This window comes from Methanomicrobium sp., from assembly GCF_055145805.1.
This window is the reverse complement of the sequence record NZ_JBSREC010000109.1, coordinates 1-22,357: the sequence shown is the minus strand read 5'-3', so window position 1 is coordinate 22,357 and position 22,357 is coordinate 1. Positions and strand designations below refer to the sequence as shown.

Sequence of the window (22,357 nt, the reverse complement as noted above, 5' to 3'; positions counted from 1 at the left end):
GAATAATTTTTTTGTTTTTTAATTTTTATTATTCCCATCTTTCCAAAAAATCCAGATATTATAAAACTGAACACCAAACAAAAGAATGATGCCGATGATCAGGCCCCAGTAGACAACCAATATTGCGAAGTAGTTCTCGGGGACTGCTACATATGATAAAACAACGCAAAGCAGTATTAGAATTAAGAAACGGAAAATCCATTCCATAGGATAAAAGATTTCTCTGAATTGTTGTTGAGTGATCATTAAAGATTCTTGCTTCTAAGTTATGATAAGAATTTTTGATCCTGCCCGAAAATGTAGGATTATTCTGATTGTTACCCAAAATCATATATATTGTCAAAAAAAGCCCAAATCGCCGTTTTTTCGATCCACACAGAAGCCTCTGAATGGATTATTTCAGGTTCAGACAGGGTAAACATCGTCTGAAAATTTTAAGGGCTTCTACGGGCCGATATGAAAACCGATAAATTAGGCTTTAATCTTAAAAATAGCTGAAGTAATGGCCTCTTGTGAAAATAAGTCTCAAGAAGGCAAAATCTGATCTTAAAAAAGCCTCAAAAAGAGCCCAAAATAAGCTTATTTTCCCCGGAAAGGGAGTCGAAAAGAGCCTCCCTCCCCGGTGTTCGAAATTCTGTTCAGGCAAGAGCGGCCACAGTGTCGGCCCAGGTCTCGACAACGGTCAGGATGGAGTCGTCCTCGTAAGAACTGACCCTGACCTTGTCACGACTGAAGGTGACATAGTAGGTTTCGCTGTTTGCGTCATGGCACTTGAGCTGGCAGGAATAAGTATCGCTGTCTGCATCGCGGACGGGATCACCGCCGACGGCAACGGCAAGATCGGCGTCTGCAACGATTGCGCCGGCAGCACTGTTCATTGAAGAGACAGTGGGACACTTGACGGAAAGAGTTCCGATCTTTTCTGCCGCATTATCCTCGAAGACGATCTTCGCGGTATAACTCTCGCGGTTGACCTCTACCCCGTCATGCGACACACCGCTCTGAGTGTAAGCGGTGCAGCCGAAGGGATTGTCATTGATCACCGACTGGATGATACTCTGGAAAGTTGCAACGTCTGCGATGGGGTTTGCAAGCTCACGAGTGGCTGACTTGGTGTTGGAAGTTTCGATGAAATCTGCCATTCGTTTTTTCTCCTGCCTGCCTTTTCCCCGGGTACTGGAACAGGCAATTAGTTACTCGTCCTTTTGGCTAATTAGCGTGACTGTATCAGATAGTTGATACAGTTCGATTTATCCCTGATTCTGCCGAATTTATCCGCAGGAGTGAGCAAACGCACAATGAAAGAAGAGAAGAGCAACAGGGACATGATCGTCGAGACGAACCGGGACGTGAAGTGGATCTGCAGGACGCTTGAGGAGATGAAGGAGTCCATCGGGGACCACGAGAACCGCATCCGGGATCTCGAAGGTTTTAAGTCGGAGTCGGCGGGCCGCGAGAGGCAGATCTCCGCCGGGGTCGGGGCCGGTGCCGGTGGTCTTGTTGCTATTTTGATGAAGCTCTGGCAATGAGGGACGTCATTGGCAAACTTTCTGAAAGTTTGGAATGGTTTTGAAAAATTGGGGTTATTCTGATTATAAAGGAAACGAATAGGGTTTCTTAAATTCAGAATCTATAATATTATACTCATTTTTCCATTCTTCAAAGAGATTATTCAGGAGCGTTAAATAATTATCAATTAATGGTATGAGCTCTTTTTTTATTCGAGAATATTTTTCCATATCTTCTGAAAATCCTTTTTCGATAAGGAATTCTGAAAGTTTGTCTTTATTCTCTGTAAAAAAGTTAAATACGTCATTTTTTTGATTATCATCTATATATGTCAGATCTAATTCTGATGAGGCAAATGTACAAGCAAAGAAACTACGAACATTATTACTGAGATTTAATGCGGTCCTATCATTATCTTTTATTAAGTCTTTACAGAAATCAAAAAATTGGTTTTCAATCAAATCATATCTTTTAAAGGCGAGGCTAGCAATTTCCTTTCCTTCAGTGAACAATTTATCATAGCTTTCTGAAAATTCCAATATTTTTTCATTATATTTCTTTAGAATTTCGTCAGGGGGACGGGTTTGTTTTTTTAAATATGGCGTTATTGGTCTCAAAGAGGTATTCAAGCAGTTAAATTCCAAATATGATTGACATAATTCGATTTGTAGATATATTAACCAGTATGTGTTTTCGAGTATGTCAATAACTACACGGCGATAATTTTCATTTTCAATGTATTCAATTTGCTTTACAGCAGCATTTGCCATTTTATTAGTAGAAATCGCATATGCAACTGTCACTCCTACAAGGATGATCGCAAATATTGCCTGAACTACTGTGGCTATTGCTTGAATCCATTCTAGAGAGAAATCCATAGATATGAATGATTTGTCTGAGAAAAAAGTCTTTTGAAATCCTTTACGATTTATCATACCAGAGAAAAAAATTGTTTTTAGGTGATCTCATTGGATTGGGGGGGCCTGTCCCGGCCGGAATATTGACCAGTTTTTTAGGGAACGAGTTGATCCGGTTGAGCTTTCTGCCCGGCGGCATGAGAAGTTCGGAGTTGTGAGAAATGTCCTACATCTTTTCCCGACCGGGGACGATCAAAGATTATGTTGTGGGGTATTTAACCGAGAGTTGTATGGGGGGTGAAAGTGAAATATGGCAGATGAAACCATAAATGGACCTAAATAATAATCCTTTTCTGCAATAACGAGAAACGAAGATATTCTAGGAACTGAATAAATATGGCAGAATTTTTGAATAATTTAAAAACGAGTTCTGAATTAAATGAATTAATCGAGAACTCGGATAAATTTCTTTATCTGATTAGCCCTTATCTTAAATTATCTCAAATTTTTAAAACGGCAATTAAGAGGGTTGATTCAGATAAAGTTGATTTATTGGTTGTTTACCGTTCAGGAGATAAAATTCCAACAGATGATTATAACTTTTTTAAGGAGAATTCTGGGATTAAACTTCAGGAATGTGACAATCTCCATGCCAAATGTTATATCAATGAATCTTTTGGGATAATCACTTCCTTAAATCTCTATGAACATTCTCAGACACATAATCATGAAATGGGGGTTAAATTCTCAAAAGAAACAGATCCTGAACTTTATGAAAAAGCATTAAAAGAGGCTAAAAATATTATAGAAGAAAGTCGGGCCGTCTTCAAACTGAATTTAAAAGGGGAAGGGTCTCAGAAAACCCAGAATCAATTTAAAAATAAATCAATATCGCCGATATTAAAACAAGCTCCTAAAAAAGGATTTTTAGAACGTTTTGGGGATACGATCTTAGGTGAAATGGGCTACTGCATTAGATGTAGAGAACCTATTGATTATGATAATTCAAAACCCTTTTGCAGTAATTGCTATCCTCTTTGGGCTAAATTTAAAAATTCCGAATATCCTGAGAAATATTGCCATAAGTGTGGTATAAAGACAAAGACAACAAAATCCAAACCAATCTGTAAGGATTGTTATAATAAATATTATAAGAATTCTTAAAGAAACTGAATTTATAGAAAAATTCTGCTTTATTTTTTATTGAGTTAAACAGGGAGATGATTTATAGTAATATTGTAGCAACTCCTTTTTTACTTTCACCGAGCGCAGAATCCGTCTATATATACTCCTCTCCCCATTCAAAAATAATGAAGATGAATTTGCTTATGGGGGACCAGACTCTCTTCAAGGACCCGGAAATTTTTGAGATTAATCATGTCCCGGAACAGTTCAATTTTAGGGACGAACAGATGAGGGAACTTGCCTTTTCCATCCGGCCGGCGATGAATGGCTGCCGTCCATTCAACTCCATGATCCGTGGGCTTCCGGGGACGGGGAAGACCACTTCGGTCCGAAAGCTCTTTTCAGATATCGAGGAAGCAACAAGACGAATCCTTCCAATATATATTAACTGTAAAAACGACCGGACGAGGTTTTCTGTATTTGCTACAGTATTCAATCGGCTTTTTGGGCATTATCCGCCAACTTCAGGAGTGGCGTTCCGGAGAATCTACAACGAGATTGGAAACCACCTGGTGGAGACACAGGTGAGTGTAATCATCTGTCTCGACGATGCGAATTACCTAATGTATGAGAACCACCTAAATGATGCTCTTTATTCTCTCTTGCGTATTTACGAGGAGTTCCCCGGCGCAAAGCTTGGTGTAATTGCGACGGTAAGCAACATGGATATTGATTTCATGGGAAAGTTAGATCTGGCAGTATCATCCGTTTTTCAACCGGTTGACATATATTTTCCTCCATATGGTCACGATGAAATCTTGGAGATTCTTTGTCAGAGAGTAACGCAGGGTTTGTATCCTGGAGTAATTTCTGATGAATTATTGAGCTTGATTGTCGAGAAGACGGTTTTAGCCGGTGATGTTCGTGTTGGCCTTGAGCTTGTGAAGCGATCGGTTGTAAATGCCGAACAAGCCGCAAGGAAGGAGGTAATACCTGAAGATGTCACTCATTCTCTCTCTTCTTTTGGAGCAAAGGATGTTCATCTCCGGGAGGCAGTTGCGGCTCTCTCTCCGGAGGAGAAGAAACTGCTGCAGGTGATCGCCGAGGAGAGCCGGAGTAATGTCGGGGTTCTTACTTCCGGGATTTTGTATAAGCTTGCAAAAGAGAAGTTTCCGATTGGCTATACAATATTTTATGAGCGGCTTGAAAAGTTCGATTCGATGAGGATTATCGATTTAAGGAGCGTAAGGGCGAAGGGCCGGACGAGGGAGATTGTTTTGAGATACGGGGCGGACGAGGTTTTGGGAGTTTTGTGAAATTATTACTTGAAAAAAAATAAAATATTATTTTTATCACTTACTCATAGGATTTAAGGATAAAATCAATTTATTTTTATTCTACTTTAAGTTTTTATGTCAAACCATATATTGCACGAACACAGTTTGCAATCTCAAAATCCCTTTTCCCCATCCCATATCCTATCTTCTGCACCCTCATAACAGGCATAGATGAAAATCCAGAGCAGAAATGTTTCAATAACGCCGCTCCTGTAGGGGTGCAGAGTTCGGCATTTATAGTCCCGCCGTATATTGGGACATCTTTTAGAATATGTGCTGTTGCAGGAGCAGGTACCGGCAGAATTCCATGTGCACAATGTACATGTCCTGACCCCACGTGAACAGGTGATGCCAGTACCTGTTCTGGATTAAGCTCTTCCATTAGAAGGCAGACACCAGTGATATCCGCAATTGCATCCATTGTTCCTACTTCATGGAAATGGATTTGGTTAACTGGTTTTCCATGAACATGGCTTTCTGCTTCTGCTATCAGGGAGTAAATGGCAAGTGCATTATCCTTTACATGATCGGGGATTTTTATATGGCTGATAATATGCTCAACTTCAGTCATGTTATTATGACAATGTCCATTATTGTGATTGTGCTCACGGGAAATCTCCCCGTGTTCTTCCTCTTTACCGTTAACCGTGATTACAACTTGCGTCCCCGTAATTCCACATTTTATCGCTGGTCGTGTTTGAAGAGAAATTCCGGGAATTTCTAATTCATTAAATCTTTGCAAAAAATCTTTGGGATCAGAATGCAATTCTAAAAGTGCTGACATCAACATATCGCCTGATGTACCCATATTGCATTCGAGATACAACATTTTCATTTATTCTGCTCCTATGTGATTGATCATACTTGCGAGGTAGCCTGCCCCAAAGCCATTGTCAATATTCACTACACTTACACCACTTGCACACGAATTCAACATTGAAAGCAGTGCTGCCAGGCCGCCAAAGGATGCACCGTAACCAACACTTGTTGGAACAGCAATCACGGGGCAGTCAGCAAGGCCGCCGATAACACTTGGAAGTGCACCCTCCATTCCTGCAACGGCAATAATAACACGTGCACTCATGATATCATCTGCATGTTCCAACAGCCGGTGAATACCTGCTACACCTATATCATAAAGACGTATTATTCCATTTCCAAGTGCCATTGCCGTTAATGCCGCTTCCTCAGCTACAGGAATGTCGCTGGTTCCGCCGGTGGCTATGACAATTTTTCCATATCCGTCAGGTTCGGGTAGTTCTCCAGCAATGCCGATATTTCCTGTTTCATAATACTGTAAGGGTATTTTAATGCTGACAAATTCAGCACTTTCCTTGTTCAATCGGGTTATCAGCACTGTTTTCTGACCATTAGCCAGCATGGATGCAGCAATTTCTGCAATTTGCTGTGGTGTTTTTCCTGCTCCGTAGATAACTTCAGCTATACCCTGCCGGAGACTCCTGTGATTGTCAATTTTGGCAAAGCCTAAATCTTCAAACGGTGCAGTTTTAAATTGCAATAATGCCTCATCTACTGTGAGGTCGCCTTCGGATACTTGTTTGAGTATTCCAATAATTTCCTTTTTTTCCATTTAGTACTCCTGTTCTTCTAGATCCGGAGAATTGGATAGATTTGAAGTATATTTAATCGAAATTTAGAGAGAGTGCGGTTTAAAATAACCCTGAAAACTGGAATTATTGCCAGATTCGTAACTCTGTATTTATAAAATATCCAAATCCATACAAACTTCGTCAGAACAAATATAGTCCTATTTTAAAACACCATTCCAAAAAACATGAATATAATAATTAAACAGTTCTTCCAGTGGTAAATCTGTATTATTTTCACGGATTAATTCCAAAAGACCTGCTGCACTTCGATAAAGATATACCTGAAAAATCTCTAAGGGGACATCAACAAAAATTCCCAATTTGATCCCTTGGACAATAATCTCATCTGTCCATGTAAACTGCGAATGTGCCTCTTTTCTGACGTCTTCAGCAATATTTGGGGAATTACAGAACTGCATTACGAATTGCTCCTTTTCCGGATTCTCTATACCCCACTCCAGATATGCCCATAGAATCTTTTCGGTTCTTTCTTTTAGCGGAAGGTCTTTTATATCTGCCTCCGAGAAGACTTTTGACATCTCGCTTTTTATGGAAAGGTACAATTCACCGATAAGTGTTGTTTTATCCGGGAAATAATGGAAGAGGGTACCTGAAGCGACATCCGCTTTTTTACATATTGCCGATGTAGGCGTGGCATGAAACCCTCTGGTCGTAAAGAGATGAAGAGCAGCATCAAGTATTTTTTGCCTGTTGTCCGGTTTAGATAATTCCCTGTTCATATCTTTCTGTTCCCATTTTTTTGGATGATCTGGATATATTGAGTTTATCTCTCCTCACTCTTTCATGTCGGTTGGCAGATGCCTCTTTGCAAGTGGCATAATCAATTTTGTCCGCCAGCCTTCAAGTGTTTTTGTAGCTTTTTTAAGTTCGTCCGGTATTGCGATATGTTGTGGGCATGCCTTTAGACACTTTCCACAGTTTCTACATAGTGAAGCATTTGCCGTTTCTCCCATAACTCCCATTAGGTGACATGCATATATGCCGCGTGTCATAAATTTGCTACCTCCAGAGTAGTACTGGTTATAATATTCAAAACACATTGGAATATTGACACCGAAGGGGCAGGGCATACAATAACTGCATCCTGTGCATGGCACTTTGAGAAGTTTTTTGTATGTTTCTTTTGCCTTATCCATAATTGCAAGTTCCTTTTCAGTCATTGAATTAGGAAATGCCGAGTTACATGTCCGGATGTTTTCTTCTATATGTCTCTCATCGTTCATGCCAGATAGAACCACGGTAACTTCAGGGTGATTCCAGATCCAGCGAAATGCCCAGTCTGCCGGAGTTCTCTTCGTTTCTGCTTCTGAATAAATCTTGGTTACTTCATCAGGTATTTTATCCGCCAGGTTTCCACCTCTTAACGGTTCCATGATCATTACGGCCAGATCTTTTGATGCTGCATAGAGAAGTCCTTCCTTACCTGCCTGAACGTCTTCATCGATGTAATTATATTGGATTTGGCAGAATTCCCAGTCATATGAGTCTACGATCTCTATGAATGTTTTTCGATCTCCATGGAATGAAAAACCGGCGTTTATTATTTTTCCCTGCTTTTTTGCCTTGCTAAAAAAGTCAAAAACACCGTATTTCTTTGATTTCTCCCAGGTTGCTGAATTTAAACCATGGAGCATATAATAATCGATATGATCTGTCTGAAGTTTTTCAAGCTGAATATTGAGATACTTATCCATATCCTCTCTTGATTTCACAGCCCACACAGGTAATTTTGTTGCAAGCTTTATCTTTTCTCTGTACCTCTCTTGAAGAGCACGCCCAAGAAAGTTTTCACTTTCATTATTATGGTACGGAAATGCTGTGTCGATATAATTGATCCCGTTGTCGATCGCGTACCTGATCTGTTTAGTCGCTTTTTCTTCATCGATCCTGCCTCTTTTTGTCGGCAGTCGCATTGCACCGAAGCCTAATGCGGATAATTCATCGCCGTTTTTTGGAACTGTTCTATATTGCATTCTTTTCTCTCTCTTCATTTTTAAAGGATGATTTCGGTTTTCTAACACCTGGGTTGGATTCCTAGAGTGGTTGCTCTTGAGCAAACACTCTAGAGTACCTGCTCTATAGTATTGTATAATATAAATAATTTTCTTAGATAACTAAGACAGAATTTTTCAATATTGATAAATCTTCAATTTTTAATTTTTACTAATGCTCTCTATTCTGAATATTAATGGATAGTTTAATCCAATATTTTTAAGAGGCCAAGATCTCGGGAAAGCGTTTTTGGAGTAATCTCCTATCAGGTTGTTGTGAGAAAAGAGTGCAATAATAAACCAGGATAAACCTTAAATAATTAAATAGTTAATCTATTTAATAGTTCAATAGCTTAACTAATTTAAGGAGAGTATTATGAAATCTAATGAAGAAACTGCGCAATCAATTACAGATCTTTTCGGCTTGATTTATCGAAACCTAATCCGGGATGAAAACGACAGCACATCGTTTAATAAAGACAGCCAGTCAGCGTTGCTCTCCGTGCTTTTACGAAATGGCCCAACAAAAATGAGTGATATAGGCAGGATATTAAAAGTTTCAAAGCCGAATATCACGTTTCTTGTTGATAAACTTGAAGAACAGGGACTTATTGAGAGAAAAAACGATGAAAATGACAGGAGGGTTGTGAAAATCCACCTTACCGAAGCCGGTGAAGAAGTAATTATCGAGGAAAAATCCGAATTGCAAAGGAGAATAATAAATAAGCTGAATCTGCTCTCCGAAAAAGACGTTCAGGACCTGAATAATTCATTGGAAACAATACAGAGTATAATTGGCAGTTTGTATAGTTTGCACGAAAAATAATATCTTGGGGGGATAGGAAAAATGAATCCACTGGAAAATGGGAAATATGGGGCACCATCTCTGAAAGGTCAGGTCATAGGCCCGGCATCTGGCCGAATGTCATGGATGATAAAGAATCTTGATTATGTCAGGGCTTTCTCAAAATATAGTCAGGTCAAACTTATTTTAGGAAGGGTAAATCTGGAATTATCCAGGTTGGACTATAATGATCCCCTGTACATTCAAAGGCTTAATGAATTTAATGCGGTAATGCTGGAATGTTCCAAAGCCCGTTGGCATTCCTCTGTTGGAATCCTCACAAGGTCAAAAAAAGAATGGAAAATGGCAATAAATGGCTTTAACGTCTGTATAAAGTATGGAAATACACTTTTAAACTTTCTTGAAAACCAATCCGACGAAAAGCTTGATGTGGAGATGCCAATACTTTCCAAAAACGGTACTGAGATATATTTCGCTGATGATGCACCTGTGGTTCCTGAAATTTGTCCTGTTGTAATTCTTCAGGGTTCAAGTTGGGAGATGGGATATCAGTATGCACAGCAATTGGTGCAGATCTATGGTAGATGGATTATTGAAAAGAAAGCTCAAAGAAAATTTTCAGAAGAAGCAGTCTTTGAAATAGGAAAATGGGAGGATCAAATTAGAAGGTACGCTCCGGAAATACTCGAGATGTGCAAGGGATGGTCAGAGGGAGCCTCTGATCTGGGGATCGAAATGTCATATATGGACGTTCTTGAGATATGGACCGGTCACATGCCTCCAAGAACAACATACATGGGAAGGGGGGATAAGATATCTGATGCCCCCCCTCCAATCGCGTGCTCCGGTGCCTGTGCCTGGGGGAGTGCGACAAAAGATGGCAGGCTGGTAACCGGTTCTTCAGGGGATCATGACTCTAGTTTTCCTGTGGTAATTATGGCATATCCGGACACGGGCAACAATTTCATGTTCACTACTTTCTCGGCAGTAGGGGATATTGTGTTGGTAGGCAGCCAGCATATGTTTGGTTTCCCCGGAATAAACAACAAGGGACTGGCTTATATCGAACATGGTGGCCAGCCCAGGATGATTGAGCCGAAAAAATATTGGGGATACGGATTGAGGCGAGCTACTTCTGTCTTTCATATACTCAGGTACGCGAATAGTGCGAAGGAGGCATTGCAGATGGAACTAGAATGTCCTATTGGAGATGCAGGGATGGACAACGGGACAATTGGTGGATTTTACGCTGACAGTTCTTATGGTTACGTTCTTGAAAGCAGGAAAGAACCTGTGATAATTCGTGAATCGGGATATATGGGGGAGACAGATTTTCTGTATGCAAATAATAGCGCCATGCATAAAGAGGCTGCAAAGGCCGGCTGGATGCAAAAGGATCAGGAAAAAGAAAAAGACTGGAAATGGGACGCTCATGGGGGCTGGTACCCCGAAAGATTCTCAGGATTCAAATTATCAGCTTTGTTTAAAGGGGGTGAAGGCCAGGCTATTTCTGCGCTTAGGGGTATGTACAGTGGTTGCCTGAAACGGAATCTCTATCATTATAATGTTTTAAGTCGGGCATCCGGCCGGATAGATATGGAATATATGAAGATGATATTCCGCAACTCAGGGACTATTCCCCCCGGTCCCTGGAAGGAGATTAATAAAAATTATAATAAATCCGGAGCTTGGGGTGACATTTCAGTAGGGAATGCCAGCAATGGAATAATCACAGTGACCTCTCCTGATAATGGAGATCATGGATTATATGCGGTATGTACTGGTGAAGCAAAACGTGGAGTGGCACCGACTAGTCCATTCTTGGCAAGTTTTTGTCCTATGTTTAATGAGACAAATGCATTCTGGGAGATCAAACTTGCAGAGAATCCTGAGAATGTTTCACGATATGCCTATGCTAGAGCAAAGGACTATCTGGATGAAATTTCGGGATTAATGACTGAAACCAAAAAAATTACCTGCCCACAAACACTGGATTTCCTGAAAAAAATAAAAAGTGAAGCCGAAGAAAATCTTTGTTTTGGAGAGAAGCTGATGAAACAAGCCAGCCTTCTGAACGGACGAGAAGCTGTCTATAAATGGGCATCTGCAACGAGGGCATTCACCAGGGCCCAGGTGAAGGCGCTTATGATTAAAGCCACGATCCTGCCTCCTCCGGATAGTCCTGAAGATTTCAACGTGTAAGTGAAAATTGCAGTTTTTGTAATAATTATTTTATGACGATGGAAACTCTAAGTGAAAAGAAGAAAATGTTCATACTCGCAGGGGTTCTTTTAGTGATGTTCCTTGCCTCTATGGACAGCACGATCGTCAGTACTGCAATGCCTCAGGTAATTAATAATTTAAATGGGATGGAGTATTACACGTGGCCTTTTACAATATACATGTTATGTACGGCAGTCTTTATACCGATAGCCGGTAAGATGGCCGATACTTTTGGATTTAAAAAATTATTTTTTATTGGTGTTGGTGTTTTCCTTGGAGGTTCTGCACTTTGCGGAGTATCCAGCAATATAATGCAGCTAATACTATTTAGGGGCTTACAAGGAATCGGAGCGGGGATCTTGTCTGCAAATATGTTAGCAATTATCGGGGCAACATTTTCTCCGGTTGAAAGAGCAAAATATCTCGGATTAGGTTCTTCTGTTTATGCTATTGCAAGCATTGTCGGGCCGGCTCTGGGCGGTTATATCACCGATTTTCTTTCCTGGAGGTGGATATTTTATATCAATATACCTGTAGGAATTGTTGCCATGGTTTTCATTTTTTTCACTCTTCCCGGCGGTAAAATTAACAATGACAAAACAGAAGAGGTCGATTATTTAGGTATTGTAATATTTATACTATTTATCGTTCCCCTCTTACTTGCTCTAACCTTGGCTGGAGAGATTTATTCCTGGAATTCTCTTTTAATTTCAGGTATGCTGGTGTTTTCAGCGATTATGCTGATTGCTTTCCTTTTTGTTGAGAAGAAGTCATCTCAGCCGCTAATTCCTCTTGATCTGTTTAAAAATTCAATTTTTTCTCTTTCTTCATTAAATATGTTATTTTTAAATGGTGTAATAATTGGAGTAGTAATATTCGTACCACTTTTTGGACAGGGCATTCTTGGTTCAAATGCCTCAGATTCAGGAGCAATTCTTACTCCGTTAATGTTTAGCATGGTGGTTGCAAGTGGTCTGTGTGGGATTATCATTTCCAGGACAAAGAAATACAAATTGCCCTCATTGGTAGGGATACTTTTCATATTAGTTGGTTTATTCCTTTTATCAACGCTTACGCCCGATTCTAAAAATTATATGGTAGCATTAATTTTGGTTTTAACAGGGGCAGGTTTAGGATTTTCCTTACCTACTTTTAATATCGCTGTTCAGAATGCATTTCCAAAAGAACAAGTGGGAACGGTCACCTCGGCACTTCAGTTTTTCAGGTTGCTTGGAACAACAATTTTTTCTGCAATTTTTGGTATGATATTGATTACTTCTATGGAAGCAAGAATAAATACAATTGACTTTAGGGGCCTGCCTGATAATATGACTGAAGTTCTTAAACAGCCCCTTTTTTTGACCGATCGCGATGCGATAAATAATATTAAATCAGCACTTTTTGGAGAACAGATTGATGTATTCAATAGCCTGTATAAGGGATTAGAATTTGCACTTTCAAATTCAATCAGGGATATTTTTATTTTTTGTACAATATTAGTGATATTATCATTAATTATGACATTTTTGCTAAAAGAACTTCCAATGCAGGATAAAATCAAGGTATAAATGTAATTCTTAAATAACGATGACAATAGGTATCCAGAATTTCCTTGTTCCTATCGAGGGTCATATAAAAAGAATAGATGTAATTGCTGTCTTCTTCCCCATTTTCCGATAAAACAAGGTTTCTGTAATCCTATCTCAATACACCATTCCAAAAGATCTCAGTATAATCCTTGAAAGCCTTTTCAATTGGCAAATCTGATTCTTTTTCATGAACTAACTGAATTAATCCTACACCACAAAGATATAAATTAATCTGGATTATATCAACTGAGACGTCTTTGAATAGTCCTGATTCAATGCCTTGTGTGATGACTTCTTTTGTCCATGCAAACCGCAAATGGGCTTCTTTTTTAAAGCCTTCTGCAATATTTGGCGAATTATGAAATTGGATCATGAATTGCTGCTTTTCATGGTTTTCTATGCCCCAAATCATATATGCCCAGAGAATATTTTCAATTCTATCTTTAATTGGAAGCTCTCTTTTATCCGCTTCCGAGAAGACTTTTGACATCTCTGTTTTTATCGATAGATATAATTCGCCAATAAGACTGTTCTTATCCGGAAAATAATGGAAAAGGGTTCCAGATGAAACTCCTGCCTCTTTATATATTGCAGAGATCGGCGTGGCGTGAAATCCGGTTGTTGTAAACAAATTTAAAGCTGCATTAAGGATCTTCTGCCTGTTATCTACCTTTGTTGGCTCCCCTTTTATTATTGTCATCTTTTTCCTCTGGATTTAATATTATAGTTTTTGTGCTATTTCTCATTTGTACTTCTGCCAAGGTACCATTTAAAAATAGGGATCATTAATTTTGTCTGCGGGCCTTCAAGTGTCTTTTTAACTTCATCAAGTACATCAGGGATTTCAATGTGTTGTGGGCATGCTTTCACGCATTTCCCACATTTTTTGCATAAAGATGCATTTGACGGATCTCCCTGAATTCCCATCGTTTGTGCTCCATATAATCCACGGGTTATCATCCTATTACCCATCATATGATACTGGTTATATAAGTAAAAACAAATTGGAATATTTACTCCGTGTGGACAGGGCATGCAATAGCTGCAGCCTGTACATGGAACTTTTAACAGCTTCTTGTACACTTTCTTTGCATGATCCATCATTTCCAGTTCTTTGATGCTCATTGAATTTGGAGAAGATGCGTTGCATGTTTCAATATTCTCTTTAATATGTGACTCTTCATTCATACCCGATAAAACAACAGTAACCTCTGGATGATTCCATACCCAACTGAAAGCCCATTCTGCAGGAGTTCTTTTCCTTTCGGCATTTGAATAAATTTTTGTAACCTCTTTGGGTAGATCTTTGGCAAGAGAACCGCCCCTTAAGGGCTCCATCACTACTACTGCAAGACCTTTAGAGGCTGCATAAAGCAGACCTTCTTTGCCTGCCTGGTTTTCTTCATCCAGAAAATTATATTGGATCTGGCACATTTCCCAATCATATGAATCAATAATTTCTTTAAAAGTCATGCGGTCACTGTGAAAGGAAAACCCGGCGTTTATTATCTTTCCCTGTTCTTTAGCTCTGTCTAAAAACTCTAAAACGCCAATATTTTTGGAATTCTCCCACATACTTCTGTTAAGTGCATGTAGTAAATAATAATCAATATGATCTGTCTGAAGTTTTTCTAGTTGCAGATCAAGATATTTATCCATATCTTCTTGAGATTTAACAGCCCATACAGGCAACTTTGTTGCGAGTTTTACCTTCTCCCTGTATCCATCCTGAAGGAAGCGACCAAGAAAGTTTTCACTTTCACCCCCATGATATGTAAAGGCCGTATCAATATAGTTTACACCATTATCGATTGCTAATTTTATTTGTTCTGCTGCTCTTTCTTCGTCGATTCGGAGCCTTTTAGTCGGAAGGCGCATTGCACCAAAACCCAGTGCGGATAATCTATCGCCGTTTTTCGGAACTTTTCTATACTGCATCTAATCCACGTCCTTTTAAGATTCTTTATTGTCTCATGGAGAGGGCACTCTAGATTAATCAATCTAGAGTAAACAATCTATTTTCAAAATATAAATATTTAATTATCGTACTCCAAATTTTCAATTTAAATTAATCTGGGAAAAATGCAGATACTGCGTAAAATTAAGGTGTCTTCAAAATGGAATGAAGTTAAAGAAATAGGATCTGTTTACATTATTCCACGCATCTGGAAAACTTCCTGTGCAGCTTTAAGAGAATTCAGTGTTGCAGGGAAGCCGGCATAAGCACTCATTGTATTGATTATTGCAATGATCTCATCTTTTGTCAAACCAACATTAAGACCGGCATTGATATGAGTTTTTAATTGTGGAATAGCATATCCTAAAGTTGTACAGGCTGCTATAACGGCAATCTCTCTTTCACGATTGTTGATTTCAGGGAGGGCACAAACTTCTCCAAAAGATTCAACTAGAAAACGGGCCAGAAATGGTGAGATTTCATTAAGTTGTTCAAAAGCATTTTTTCCCGCACCGCTACCAAGTTCTTCAAGCTTCATCATTCCTTTTTCAAATCGAACATTTTCCATACTAATTAATGGGATGTTCAAGGTAAATAGTTTGTTAAGCTTAACTAACTAGTTTGTAAATTTTATCAAGAACTTTCTAATTCTGGTGAACATGTAATCATTATTTTAAAAGCCTCTATTAGTATTTTCTGCTGTTTTTCAGTTGTGTTTTCAATTATATTGTCGATTATTTTAAAATAAGCCTTTTTTTTAATTAAAAATACCTGGTGGCCCTTCTCACTCAGAATTAGATGGAATTTTCGTCGATCTACTGTAGATCGGGTCCGTATAACAAAACCTTCTTCTATGAGTTTGGAGACTATAACAGCAGCCGAAGGTTTTGATACGTTTAGTTTTTGAGCTAACTCAGTGAGGGTAGTATTCTCATTTCGTTGAATACACTGTAAATAGAAAAATTGATTCAATGTGATATTCGGGTAACCTGTGTCACCTTCAGCTTCTCGGTTTATATTAAGGAGGACATTTTGATAACTGTCAATGAACTGCAGGAATAAGTCCTCTAACTCCATAATAATACATGAGAGGTAGCCAGACATTAAATTTATGAACTCTTGCTTTATTTGTGATTAAAAAATTGGGGTTTCTGTATATCGATCTTTCGACCATTATTTTCTTCGATTATTAATACAAAAGGCCTTTTTTATTTATTGATAAAATGACCTTCTTGCTGTTGTCGATATCTATCTCCAGATTACTTTCAGTGAATCGCGTTTGGGTATATTATGGAACTTTTCATCCGGATGACCAATCAACATGGCATACTGCGATTTGAAGCCTTCGGGAATCCCGAGGAAGGCGGAAATTTCCGGCGAGGCATCGGCAGCAATCTGAACAAATCCTGCCCAACAGGTCCCAAGCCCAAATACAGGTGCTGCAAGATCGAGGTGGGTAAGGGCAATAATCGAATCGATGAATGCGATGGGATTCTCTTTGGGTCCGTATGCTATCGCAAGGCAGGGAGCGTTGTGGCATATGGGATCTGCTCCACTGTCCCATTTTCCTATTAATGTTGATAACACAGGTGATAACGGGAAATCAGGCTGCTCTCTAACGACCTTACGTCCCCAGTCAATAATAAGACCGGCAAGTTTTTTGATTTCCACTGGATCAGTGATAATCAGCCAGTGGACGGACTGGCTGTTCATACCAGTAGGTGCATATCGGACAATATTCAGAATCTCTTCTAGCATTTCTGTTGATACAGATTCTTTTGTAAAATACCTGACTGACCTGCGCATTGTCATGAGTTTTCCGATGTCGACAGGTGAAATACTGATTTCTCCTATATATTCCGGCACTGGGCCTGCCTGTGGGTATTCAACCGAGATCGCAGCCTCAGGGCAGCTGGCTTCGCAATGTCCACAGAGGCTACAGTACTGGAGAAGCTCAGGAATGACAATGGGAGTGTCTGTTTCATTATCTTTCTGAATTATTCCATACACACAAGCAGAAACGCAGATTCCACAATTTCTGCAGAGTTCATTATCGATTTTAATCTGTTGCATTAGCTAAGAATTAATTTGTAACTAATAAATAATTGGTAGTTAAATATAATTTACTAGGTAAATTAGATCTTACCTTGTGGATGGTGATATTTTGACATATGAAGAATGTCCGATAACGGTAACCCTCAATATTATCGGTGGGAAATGGAAACCTGTAATACTCTGGAATCTTAGTGATGGCCCTTTGAGATTTTCAGAACTAAAGAAATCAATACCGGCAATAAATCAGATGACGCTTACGAAACAATTGAGAGAGCTTGAAAGGGATGGTATGATCCTACGAAATGTCTATGCCGAGGTTCCTGCAAGAGTTGAGTATAGTCTTACAAAAACAGGCATGTCGGTAATGCCTGTTCTCGTGTCGCTGTTATTGTGGGGAGTAGAATATTGTCGATCTGGGAGCAAAGGGACTATCGAGTATCCGGTGGATCTCCAATTCAATGGAGATTTCGCAGAAATAAAAAAGAATATTGAAAATTACTGTCGAAATGGAACTCTGTAGAAATCCTCATTTTGACACTTTGATATGGATTTATTTTTACAATTCAGCATTTATGGAAGAGTTGGTTGGAGGATTTCTATAAAATCTTAATTTCTGTGTTTCTTTATTGCATTTATAAGGTTGTTAATTTTATCTTCATCTTGAACGTCATTTTTGTTAAATACAAATTTGCCTCCTACAATCATACCTTTTGCTGTTAAATTTTCTTCAAGGATCGAAAGGGTGTCATTTGCATGCGAGCCACATGTGGCAAATAGGATTACAATTTTCCCGCTACAATTTGTAAGTGTTTCTACTGCACCATTAATTGCTGGAGTGGCTCTATATGCCCATACTGGTGTCCCGATTATAATTAAATCTGTTTCGAAGATGTCAATAATACTGGGCTGAATTTCATCACATATGCCTTTTAATGCCCGATAACATCCAATCGAATATGCTTTGGCTGCTGAATACTGCTCATTGGTTTTTACTTCAATGAGATCGCCTCCGCATGATTCTTTTATCTTTTCTGCTATGCTCCGGGTAATACCCGAATATGAATAGAAAATTGTTGTAATTTTCATTGTTTTCCTCAGGAGTCCTCAAATTAAATTTTCTGTCGATCCTCTTTTCTATAATAGATATTCGTTAATATTCTATTGCAAATAGGTTGATTTGTTCAAATATCTATTTTTAAAATACAGGCAATGATTTTACTGGCCTGTTTTTATGTGTATTCTTTAAAGATCACATGGTAATTCCTCCTTTAATCTGTGAGTGTCCGTTTGGTCTGGTAAATCTGTGCATTAGTACCAGTACTGCCGGCATGACGATTATTGAACCGAGAAGGGAGAACGCAACCGTTATTACCGTTACAATTCCAAAATTGGAGATTATTACGAAGGGCGAGATGATTAAAGCTGAGAATCCGAAGACCGTTGTAAGACCGGACACTGTGATTGACGTTCCTATCTTTTGGACACTCATCTGAATTGCTTCATAGATATTCATCCCGTTTTTCAATTCTTCTTCACATCTTTCCATTATAAGAATAGTATACTCCGATGCAACACCGATTGTCATAGAACCAAGCACAGCTGTCAAAGGAGAATAATCCAGGCCTAATAAATACATAATCGCACCATTCCAGCCAACGATCATGATAATTGGAATGAGAGGTGAAATTGAATTGATCTTTCGATATATTATCAAAAGGAAGGCCAATATCATTACAAATCCTAAGATAGTCATCTCAGTTTTTGATTCTTTTACATCTCCCATTAGTGCAGCAAACATATCAGCTGATCCGGTAATGTGGCCTGATACGCCGGGAGGTGCATTAATGAGGTGCCACTCCAGATCCTTTGATAAAGCTGCGATTGTGGATTGAGAGATCTCAGAGGACATATCTTCGGTAGAAAACTGGATTATTGCTTCAGCATGTCCGTTAAGAAATTGTTTTTTTATTGAATCTGGGATTTTATTTAAGGTGCTCTTTATCTCACTATCTGTTTCAGGCAGAATTCCGTTATTATACTCAATCAGAATTGTTGTTAAGCTGGATATACTTGTAATCCTGTAATTATTTTTCAATTCAGAGTTTTCAAAATTATACATCCACTTGAGAATCTCAGGGTTAAGGACATTATCTGCTGTAATTATAATTGGTATTGTGTCTGTAGAGCCCCAAACTCTTGTAATTTTTTTCATATCTATAAGAGCAGGCATATCCTGTGGTACAAAGGATTCCTCATCGGTATTGATCGGAACTTGGTTGTCCAGGTATAATCCGAAGGCGGCTATAAAAAAAAGACTTAATATTACCGGGATTGGGTTTTTAGCAATTTTATAGGCAAGCTGACCAAGCATATGATTGTAGCGTTCAATGAGTGAAATCTCAGATCTACTTCTATTTACATTTCCATTCTCTTGATTACCAGGAGTTGATTTGTCCCTTTTTTTTATGCCCTCTTTTTTAGGTTTATATTTAGAGATGACTGCGAAAGTAGGGATTATGATTAAAGCTGAAATATAACAGCATAATACTCCAATCATGCAGCAGATCCCAAAATCCACCATCATAGGAAGTGGGGAGAAAACCATTGCAATGAAACCTATGGACGTAGCGCTCATTGCTATTAATAGAGAGGGAGCAGCACTTTTTACAGCGACCTGAACTGCCTGTTTTAGACTCGAGTGCCGGACAACCTCGTCAATACGTGAATGAAATTGAATCGCATAATCAATCCCTATTCCGATAAGGACAGGAAAGGCTCCGATTACTACCATACTAATATTGATTCCTAACAGGCCCATTATTCCGAATGTCATGATAAGTCCAGTACCTACTACAAATACCGGCAGTAACCTGTAACGAACGTGTGAGAATAATAGCAGCATTGCAAGAACCATCAATAGCATAGCTGCTAAAATAAGTGTACCTAGAGATGCTCCCATTTGTTGCCTTCTTTCTTCGTCAAATGCCGGGCTTCCAGAGACTGTAATACTTGTTCCTGGAGGATTATCAGAGATTCTGATCATCGAATCGAGATTATTTAGAACCTGCTTCTGGACATCCTCAGATACACCTGGTTCAAGTTCTACGATAATGATGGTCATTAGATTGGAAGGCACATAACGGTCAAGGAGAGACGAGGGGAGTTGTTCTTTAAGAAAGTTAATTTCTGCCTGAGATTGTGGAAGATCACCATGATTTGCCTCATTAAATAGATCTGCAATGCTATTAACTCCTGAAATATATTGCTCATTCCGAATATCTTCTTCCAGTCTGTCGATATATTCCAACATGGTTGTTGTGAGCACTTCATCAGATTCAAAAATGATCATAATATTGTCGGATTCGTAAACATCTGAATAATGGTTGAGAAGTGAACCTCTTAGTGTAGTCTTATCAATATAAGTATCATTTCCTGTTTCCATTGCGAGCAGCGTCATTCCGTACAAGATCAGAACGAGAACTGCAAGTGCAATTGCTGTTACATGAAAGGGACGGTTTTGTATAGCTTTCGCCAACCATTCAAACGGTGATTTCATTTATCCGGCCCTCGCCTGCATGATTTTTTGTAAAATTTAAATTTGGATGATTCTCATCTGAATCATGGTTGAGAATAGAATTTTTCATATACCCTGGGTAATATTCATTGACAATCGCTTTTGTAACAGCTCTTGCAATATCAGTATAATTCCTGTCTGATATGGGAATTCCATATTCACGGGCACTATGTTTGAGCCGAACTGGGTCAATAACATAATATGAATCGTTTTTATCTTGATTTTTGGAAATATTCAGAATAGATAATAACAACGAAGATTTTTCTGATTCTCCATACATTGAGAGCTGATGTAAAATTTCGACTACATGTTGATAGACAACAGGAGGTAGGAAGCCAACCTCTTCCCAGACAGTCTTTGTCTCATCTAAATATTGATAGTGATATGAACTTGCAATGAAATGAGAATAGAGATGATTCAAAGGTCTAAAAAATCCATTTTCATGTTCACATAATTCATTGCTATTGTCTGACTGAAGGAGAGATTCGTTCAGTGTTAAAGCTTGGTTTGCCAAATTGAATTCTGAAGTACCAGGCATTTTATTGATTTTTTCATTTTTTCCGGGCCGCATTTTACCTTTTCCTCATATATTATCCTTAAATGTTCGGACGGCCTACAAAGGCCGCACATGTAGAACACTCGCTCTAGATGGATCAATCTAGAGTGTACAATCTATTAATCATATTATAAATATTTATTTGGAAATTTTGTCCATGCAATGATTGGAGTAATAATTCTTAGAGATGATTATTATTGATTTCAGGATCTTTAAGGCGAAAAGACGGACGAAAAAGATATTTTACTTTGTCGGGTTGATGAGGTTGTGTAAGTTTAAGAGAGCACACAAACTAGTTAGAATATTGAACAAATGTAAATGAAATCATTTTTCTAAATGGAGATTGTTAATTACTATTATTGATTGGGAAAACCCAAAAAATCATCTAAAAATTCCTTTGGAAAAGTTTAGAATATGAATTATTTTGATGTGAATGATTTAGATGAGAATACAAAAAAAATCAGAATGAAAAAATCTGAATGAAATTAATGTAAATGTGAATGAAAAATTAAGAAAAATGATGTTAATAAGTATAATTTTACTTTGAATGTGAAGTAAAAGTAAGAATGCAAATGAGGATGAAATCAGGGAAAATCTGAATGGAAATTGTGTTAATATGACTAAAAATAATATGAGTGCTGGTAAAAAGGGAACCGGAAATATGGATGAAATTGCAAAAACAATTTTTGCGCCGATATATCCTGTAATTGCAGACAATATAATCAAAAGATTTGGAATTACAAAAGGAATGTGCATTGATATTGGAAGCGGCCCGGCATCTTTATCTATTGCGATTGCAAAAAAAACAAGCCTTGATGTTATCTCTTTTGACTATTCCTCCGACATGCAAAAAAAAGCATTGAAAAATATAAAAGATGCTGGACTTGAAGATCGTATAAAAACTGCCTGTGGCGATGTTCACGACATGCCATTTTCTGATAATTATGCAGATCTGATAATTAGTCGTGGTTCAATGTTCTTCTGGGATGATATTCATACCGCATTTAGGGAGATTTACCGTGTATTAAAACCGGGCGGCAGAACATACATCGGCGGAGGGTTTGGAAACAGGGAGTTGACAAAATGTGTTTCTGCCGAAATGATTCGCAAAAATCCTGACTGGGAAGAGTTTTCACGAAAAAACATGT

Annotated in this window: 22 protein-coding genes; 8 read left to right on the top strand and 14 right to left on the bottom strand. The window is 38.6% G+C overall.

All coding sequences use genetic code 11. The features are described 5' to 3' along the window. Positions 1-638 precede the first annotated feature (638 nt). The gene (locus tag ACTB1O_RS10215) at positions 639-1,142 is read right to left on the bottom strand and encodes a hypothetical protein (protein WP_462995033.1); all 504 of its coding nucleotides are present in this window, start codon (positions 1,140-1,142) and stop codon (positions 639-641) included. Positions 1,143-1,298: 156 nt separating this feature from the next. Between ACTB1O_RS10215 and ACTB1O_RS10210 the strand changes: the two genes are divergently transcribed. After that, positions 1,299-1,529 carry a hypothetical protein gene (locus ACTB1O_RS10210; protein ID WP_462995032.1) on the top strand — a complete coding sequence of 77 codons (231 nt, stop codon included), beginning with the start codon at positions 1,299-1,301 and terminating at the stop codon, positions 1,527-1,529. A gap of 63 nt (positions 1,530-1,592) precedes the next feature. Here ACTB1O_RS10210 and ACTB1O_RS10205 read toward each other — a convergent pair whose 3' ends face one another. Further along, positions 1,593-2,387 (bottom strand): hypothetical protein, encoded by a 795-nt coding sequence (locus ACTB1O_RS10205; RefSeq protein WP_462995031.1) that lies wholly within the window; start codon positions 2,385-2,387, stop codon positions 1,593-1,595. A 375-nt stretch (positions 2,388-2,762) separates the two neighbouring features. On the opposite strand from ACTB1O_RS10205, the gene ACTB1O_RS10200 reads away from it, so the two are divergent. After that, positions 2,763-3,530, top strand: a complete 768-nt coding sequence (locus ACTB1O_RS10200; protein ID WP_462995030.1) for a phospholipase D family protein — start codon at positions 2,763-2,765, stop codon at positions 3,528-3,530. 56 nt (positions 3,531-3,586) lie between these two features. After that, positions 3,587-4,807 (top strand): ORC1-type DNA replication protein, encoded by a 1,221-nt coding sequence (locus tag ACTB1O_RS10195; protein ID WP_462995029.1) that lies wholly within the window; start codon positions 3,587-3,589, stop codon positions 4,805-4,807. A 94-nt stretch (positions 4,808-4,901) separates the two neighbouring features. Here the strand turns inward: ACTB1O_RS10195 and larC are convergent, their stop codons facing one another. The 4 genes from larC to ACTB1O_RS10175 all read right to left on the bottom strand — a co-directional run bounded on the left by larC (position 4,902) and on the right by ACTB1O_RS10175 (position 8,432). Further along, entirely contained in the window at positions 4,902-5,663 is a 762-nt protein-coding gene (larC, locus tag ACTB1O_RS10190) for a nickel pincer cofactor biosynthesis protein LarC (RefSeq protein ID WP_462995028.1), read from the bottom strand. Next, a complete protein-coding gene (larB, locus tag ACTB1O_RS10185; RefSeq protein ID WP_462995027.1) occupies positions 5,664-6,419 on the bottom strand; it encodes a nickel pincer cofactor biosynthesis protein LarB in 756 nt (251 codons plus the stop codon). 177 nt (positions 6,420-6,596) lie between these two features. After that, positions 6,597-7,178 (bottom strand): TetR/AcrR family transcriptional regulator, encoded by a 582-nt coding sequence (locus tag ACTB1O_RS10180; protein WP_462995026.1) that lies wholly within the window; start codon positions 7,176-7,178, stop codon positions 6,597-6,599. A gap of 54 nt (positions 7,179-7,232) precedes the next feature. Then, entirely contained in the window at positions 7,233-8,432 is a 1,200-nt protein-coding gene (locus tag ACTB1O_RS10175) for an aldo/keto reductase (RefSeq protein ID WP_462995025.1), read from the bottom strand. Between the two features lie 394 nt (positions 8,433-8,826). Here ACTB1O_RS10175 and ACTB1O_RS10170 point away from each other — a divergent pair, with 394 nt between their 5' ends. From ACTB1O_RS10170 to ACTB1O_RS10160, 3 genes are read left to right on the top strand one after another with little or no spacing between them, the layout of a single operon-like run. Beyond that, the gene (locus ACTB1O_RS10170) at positions 8,827-9,276 is read left to right on the top strand and encodes a MarR family winged helix-turn-helix transcriptional regulator (RefSeq protein WP_462995024.1); all 450 of its coding nucleotides are present in this window, start codon (positions 8,827-8,829) and stop codon (positions 9,274-9,276) included. A 21-nt stretch (positions 9,277-9,297) separates the two neighbouring features. Then, the gene (locus ACTB1O_RS10165; RefSeq protein ID WP_462995023.1) at positions 9,298-11,457 is read left to right on the top strand and encodes a C45 family peptidase; all 2,160 of its coding nucleotides are present in this window, start codon (positions 9,298-9,300) and stop codon (positions 11,455-11,457) included. Between the two features lie 32 nt (positions 11,458-11,489). Then, positions 11,490-13,046, top strand: coding sequence for an MDR family MFS transporter (locus ACTB1O_RS10160; protein WP_462995022.1), 1,557 nt, complete (start codon positions 11,490-11,492; stop codon positions 13,044-13,046). A gap of 130 nt (positions 13,047-13,176) precedes the next feature. On the opposite strand, the gene ACTB1O_RS10155 is transcribed toward ACTB1O_RS10160, so the two are convergent. From ACTB1O_RS10155 to ACTB1O_RS10135, 5 genes are all read right to left on the bottom strand, one after another. Beyond that, positions 13,177-13,767 carry a TetR/AcrR family transcriptional regulator gene (locus tag ACTB1O_RS10155; protein WP_462995021.1) on the bottom strand — a complete coding sequence of 197 codons (591 nt, stop codon included), beginning with the start codon at positions 13,765-13,767 and terminating at the stop codon, positions 13,177-13,179. 35 nt (positions 13,768-13,802) lie between these two features. Further along, complete coding sequence (locus ACTB1O_RS10150) at positions 13,803-15,005, bottom strand: aldo/keto reductase (RefSeq protein ID WP_462995020.1); 1,203 nt, start codon at positions 15,003-15,005, stop codon at positions 13,803-13,805. 209 nt (positions 15,006-15,214) lie between these two features. Then, entirely contained in the window at positions 15,215-15,592 is a 378-nt protein-coding gene (locus ACTB1O_RS10145) for a carboxymuconolactone decarboxylase family protein (RefSeq protein ID WP_462995019.1), read from the bottom strand. 65 nt (positions 15,593-15,657) lie between these two features. Then, a complete protein-coding gene (locus tag ACTB1O_RS10140; protein WP_462995018.1) occupies positions 15,658-16,101 on the bottom strand; it encodes a MarR family winged helix-turn-helix transcriptional regulator in 444 nt (147 codons plus the stop codon). A gap of 171 nt (positions 16,102-16,272) precedes the next feature. Next, entirely contained in the window at positions 16,273-17,097 is an 825-nt protein-coding gene (locus tag ACTB1O_RS10135) for a nitroreductase family protein (protein WP_462995017.1), read from the bottom strand. A 91-nt stretch (positions 17,098-17,188) separates the two neighbouring features. On the opposite strand from ACTB1O_RS10135, the gene ACTB1O_RS10130 reads away from it, so the two are divergent. Further along, complete coding sequence (locus ACTB1O_RS10130) at positions 17,189-17,599, top strand: winged helix-turn-helix transcriptional regulator (RefSeq protein WP_462995016.1); 411 nt, start codon at positions 17,189-17,191, stop codon at positions 17,597-17,599. Between the two features lie 86 nt (positions 17,600-17,685). Here the strand turns inward: ACTB1O_RS10130 and ACTB1O_RS10125 are convergent, their stop codons facing one another. From ACTB1O_RS10125 to ACTB1O_RS10115, 3 genes are all read right to left on the bottom strand, one after another. After that, on the bottom strand, positions 17,686-18,165 hold the full coding sequence (locus ACTB1O_RS10125; protein ID WP_462995015.1) for a flavodoxin family protein: 480 nt from the start codon (positions 18,163-18,165) through the stop codon (positions 17,686-17,688). A 163-nt stretch (positions 18,166-18,328) separates the two neighbouring features. After that, positions 18,329-20,635 (bottom strand): efflux RND transporter permease subunit, encoded by a 2,307-nt coding sequence (locus ACTB1O_RS10120; protein ID WP_462995014.1) that lies wholly within the window; start codon positions 20,633-20,635, stop codon positions 18,329-18,331. Further along, positions 20,619-21,224 carry a hypothetical protein gene (locus ACTB1O_RS10115; protein WP_462995013.1) on the bottom strand — a complete coding sequence of 202 codons (606 nt, stop codon included), beginning with the start codon at positions 21,222-21,224 and terminating at the stop codon, positions 20,619-20,621. Before ACTB1O_RS10115 ends, ACTB1O_RS10120 begins: the two co-directional genes overlap by 17 nt. 646 nt (positions 21,225-21,870) lie before the next feature. Here ACTB1O_RS10115 and ACTB1O_RS10110 point away from each other — a divergent pair. After that, on the top strand, positions 21,871-22,357 hold a 487-nt coding region (locus tag ACTB1O_RS10110), incomplete at its 3' end, for a class I SAM-dependent methyltransferase (protein ID WP_462995012.1).

Coding starts and splice junctions, on each gene's coding strand:
- ACTB1O_RS10170 (WP_462995024.1), top strand. CDS start 8,827: ATGAAATCTAATGAAGAAACTGCGCAATCAATTACAGATCTTTTCGGC.
- ACTB1O_RS10120 (WP_462995014.1), bottom strand. CDS start 20,635: ATGAAATCACCGTTTGAATGGTTGGCGAAAGCTATACAAAACCGTCCC.
- ACTB1O_RS10145 (WP_462995019.1), bottom strand. CDS start 15,592: ATGGAAAATGTTCGATTTGAAAAAGGAATGATGAAGCTTGAAGAACTT.
- ACTB1O_RS10115 (WP_462995013.1), bottom strand. CDS start 21,224: ATGCGGCCCGGAAAAAATGAAAAAATCAATAAAATGCCTGGTACTTCA.
- ACTB1O_RS10160 (WP_462995022.1), top strand. CDS start 11,490: ATGACGATGGAAACTCTAAGTGAAAAGAAGAAAATGTTCATACTCGCA.
- ACTB1O_RS10125 (WP_462995015.1), bottom strand. CDS start 18,165: ATGAAAATTACAACAATTTTCTATTCATATTCGGGTATTACCCGGAGC.
- ACTB1O_RS10135 (WP_462995017.1), bottom strand. CDS start 17,097: ATGCAACAGATTAAAATCGATAATGAACTCTGCAGAAATTGTGGAATC.
- ACTB1O_RS10215 (WP_462995033.1), bottom strand. CDS start 1,142: ATGGCAGATTTCATCGAAACTTCCAACACCAAGTCAGCCACTCGTGAG.
- ACTB1O_RS10195 (WP_462995029.1), top strand. CDS start 3,587: ATGATTTATAGTAATATTGTAGCAACTCCTTTTTTACTTTCACCGAGC.
- larC (WP_462995028.1), bottom strand. CDS start 5,663: ATGAAAATGTTGTATCTCGAATGCAATATGGGTACATCAGGCGATATG.
- ACTB1O_RS10165 (WP_462995023.1), top strand. CDS start 9,298: ATGAATCCACTGGAAAATGGGAAATATGGGGCACCATCTCTGAAAGGT.
- ACTB1O_RS10155 (WP_462995021.1), bottom strand. CDS start 13,767: ATGACAATAATAAAAGGGGAGCCAACAAAGGTAGATAACAGGCAGAAG.
- ACTB1O_RS10140 (WP_462995018.1), bottom strand. CDS start 16,101: ATGGAGTTAGAGGACTTATTCCTGCAGTTCATTGACAGTTATCAAAAT.
- ACTB1O_RS10200 (WP_462995030.1), top strand. CDS start 2,763: ATGGCAGAATTTTTGAATAATTTAAAAACGAGTTCTGAATTAAATGAA.
- ACTB1O_RS10180 (WP_462995026.1), bottom strand. CDS start 7,178: ATGAACAGGGAATTATCTAAACCGGACAACAGGCAAAAAATACTTGAT.
- ACTB1O_RS10210 (WP_462995032.1), top strand. CDS start 1,299: ATGAAAGAAGAGAAGAGCAACAGGGACATGATCGTCGAGACGAACCGG.
- ACTB1O_RS10175 (WP_462995025.1), bottom strand. CDS start 8,432: ATGCAATATAGAACAGTTCCAAAAAACGGCGATGAATTATCCGCATTA.
- ACTB1O_RS10150 (WP_462995020.1), bottom strand. CDS start 15,005: ATGCAGTATAGAAAAGTTCCGAAAAACGGCGATAGATTATCCGCACTG.
- ACTB1O_RS10205 (WP_462995031.1), bottom strand. CDS start 2,387: ATGGATTTCTCTCTAGAATGGATTCAAGCAATAGCCACAGTAGTTCAG.
- larB (WP_462995027.1), bottom strand. CDS start 6,419: ATGGAAAAAAAGGAAATTATTGGAATACTCAAACAAGTATCCGAAGGC.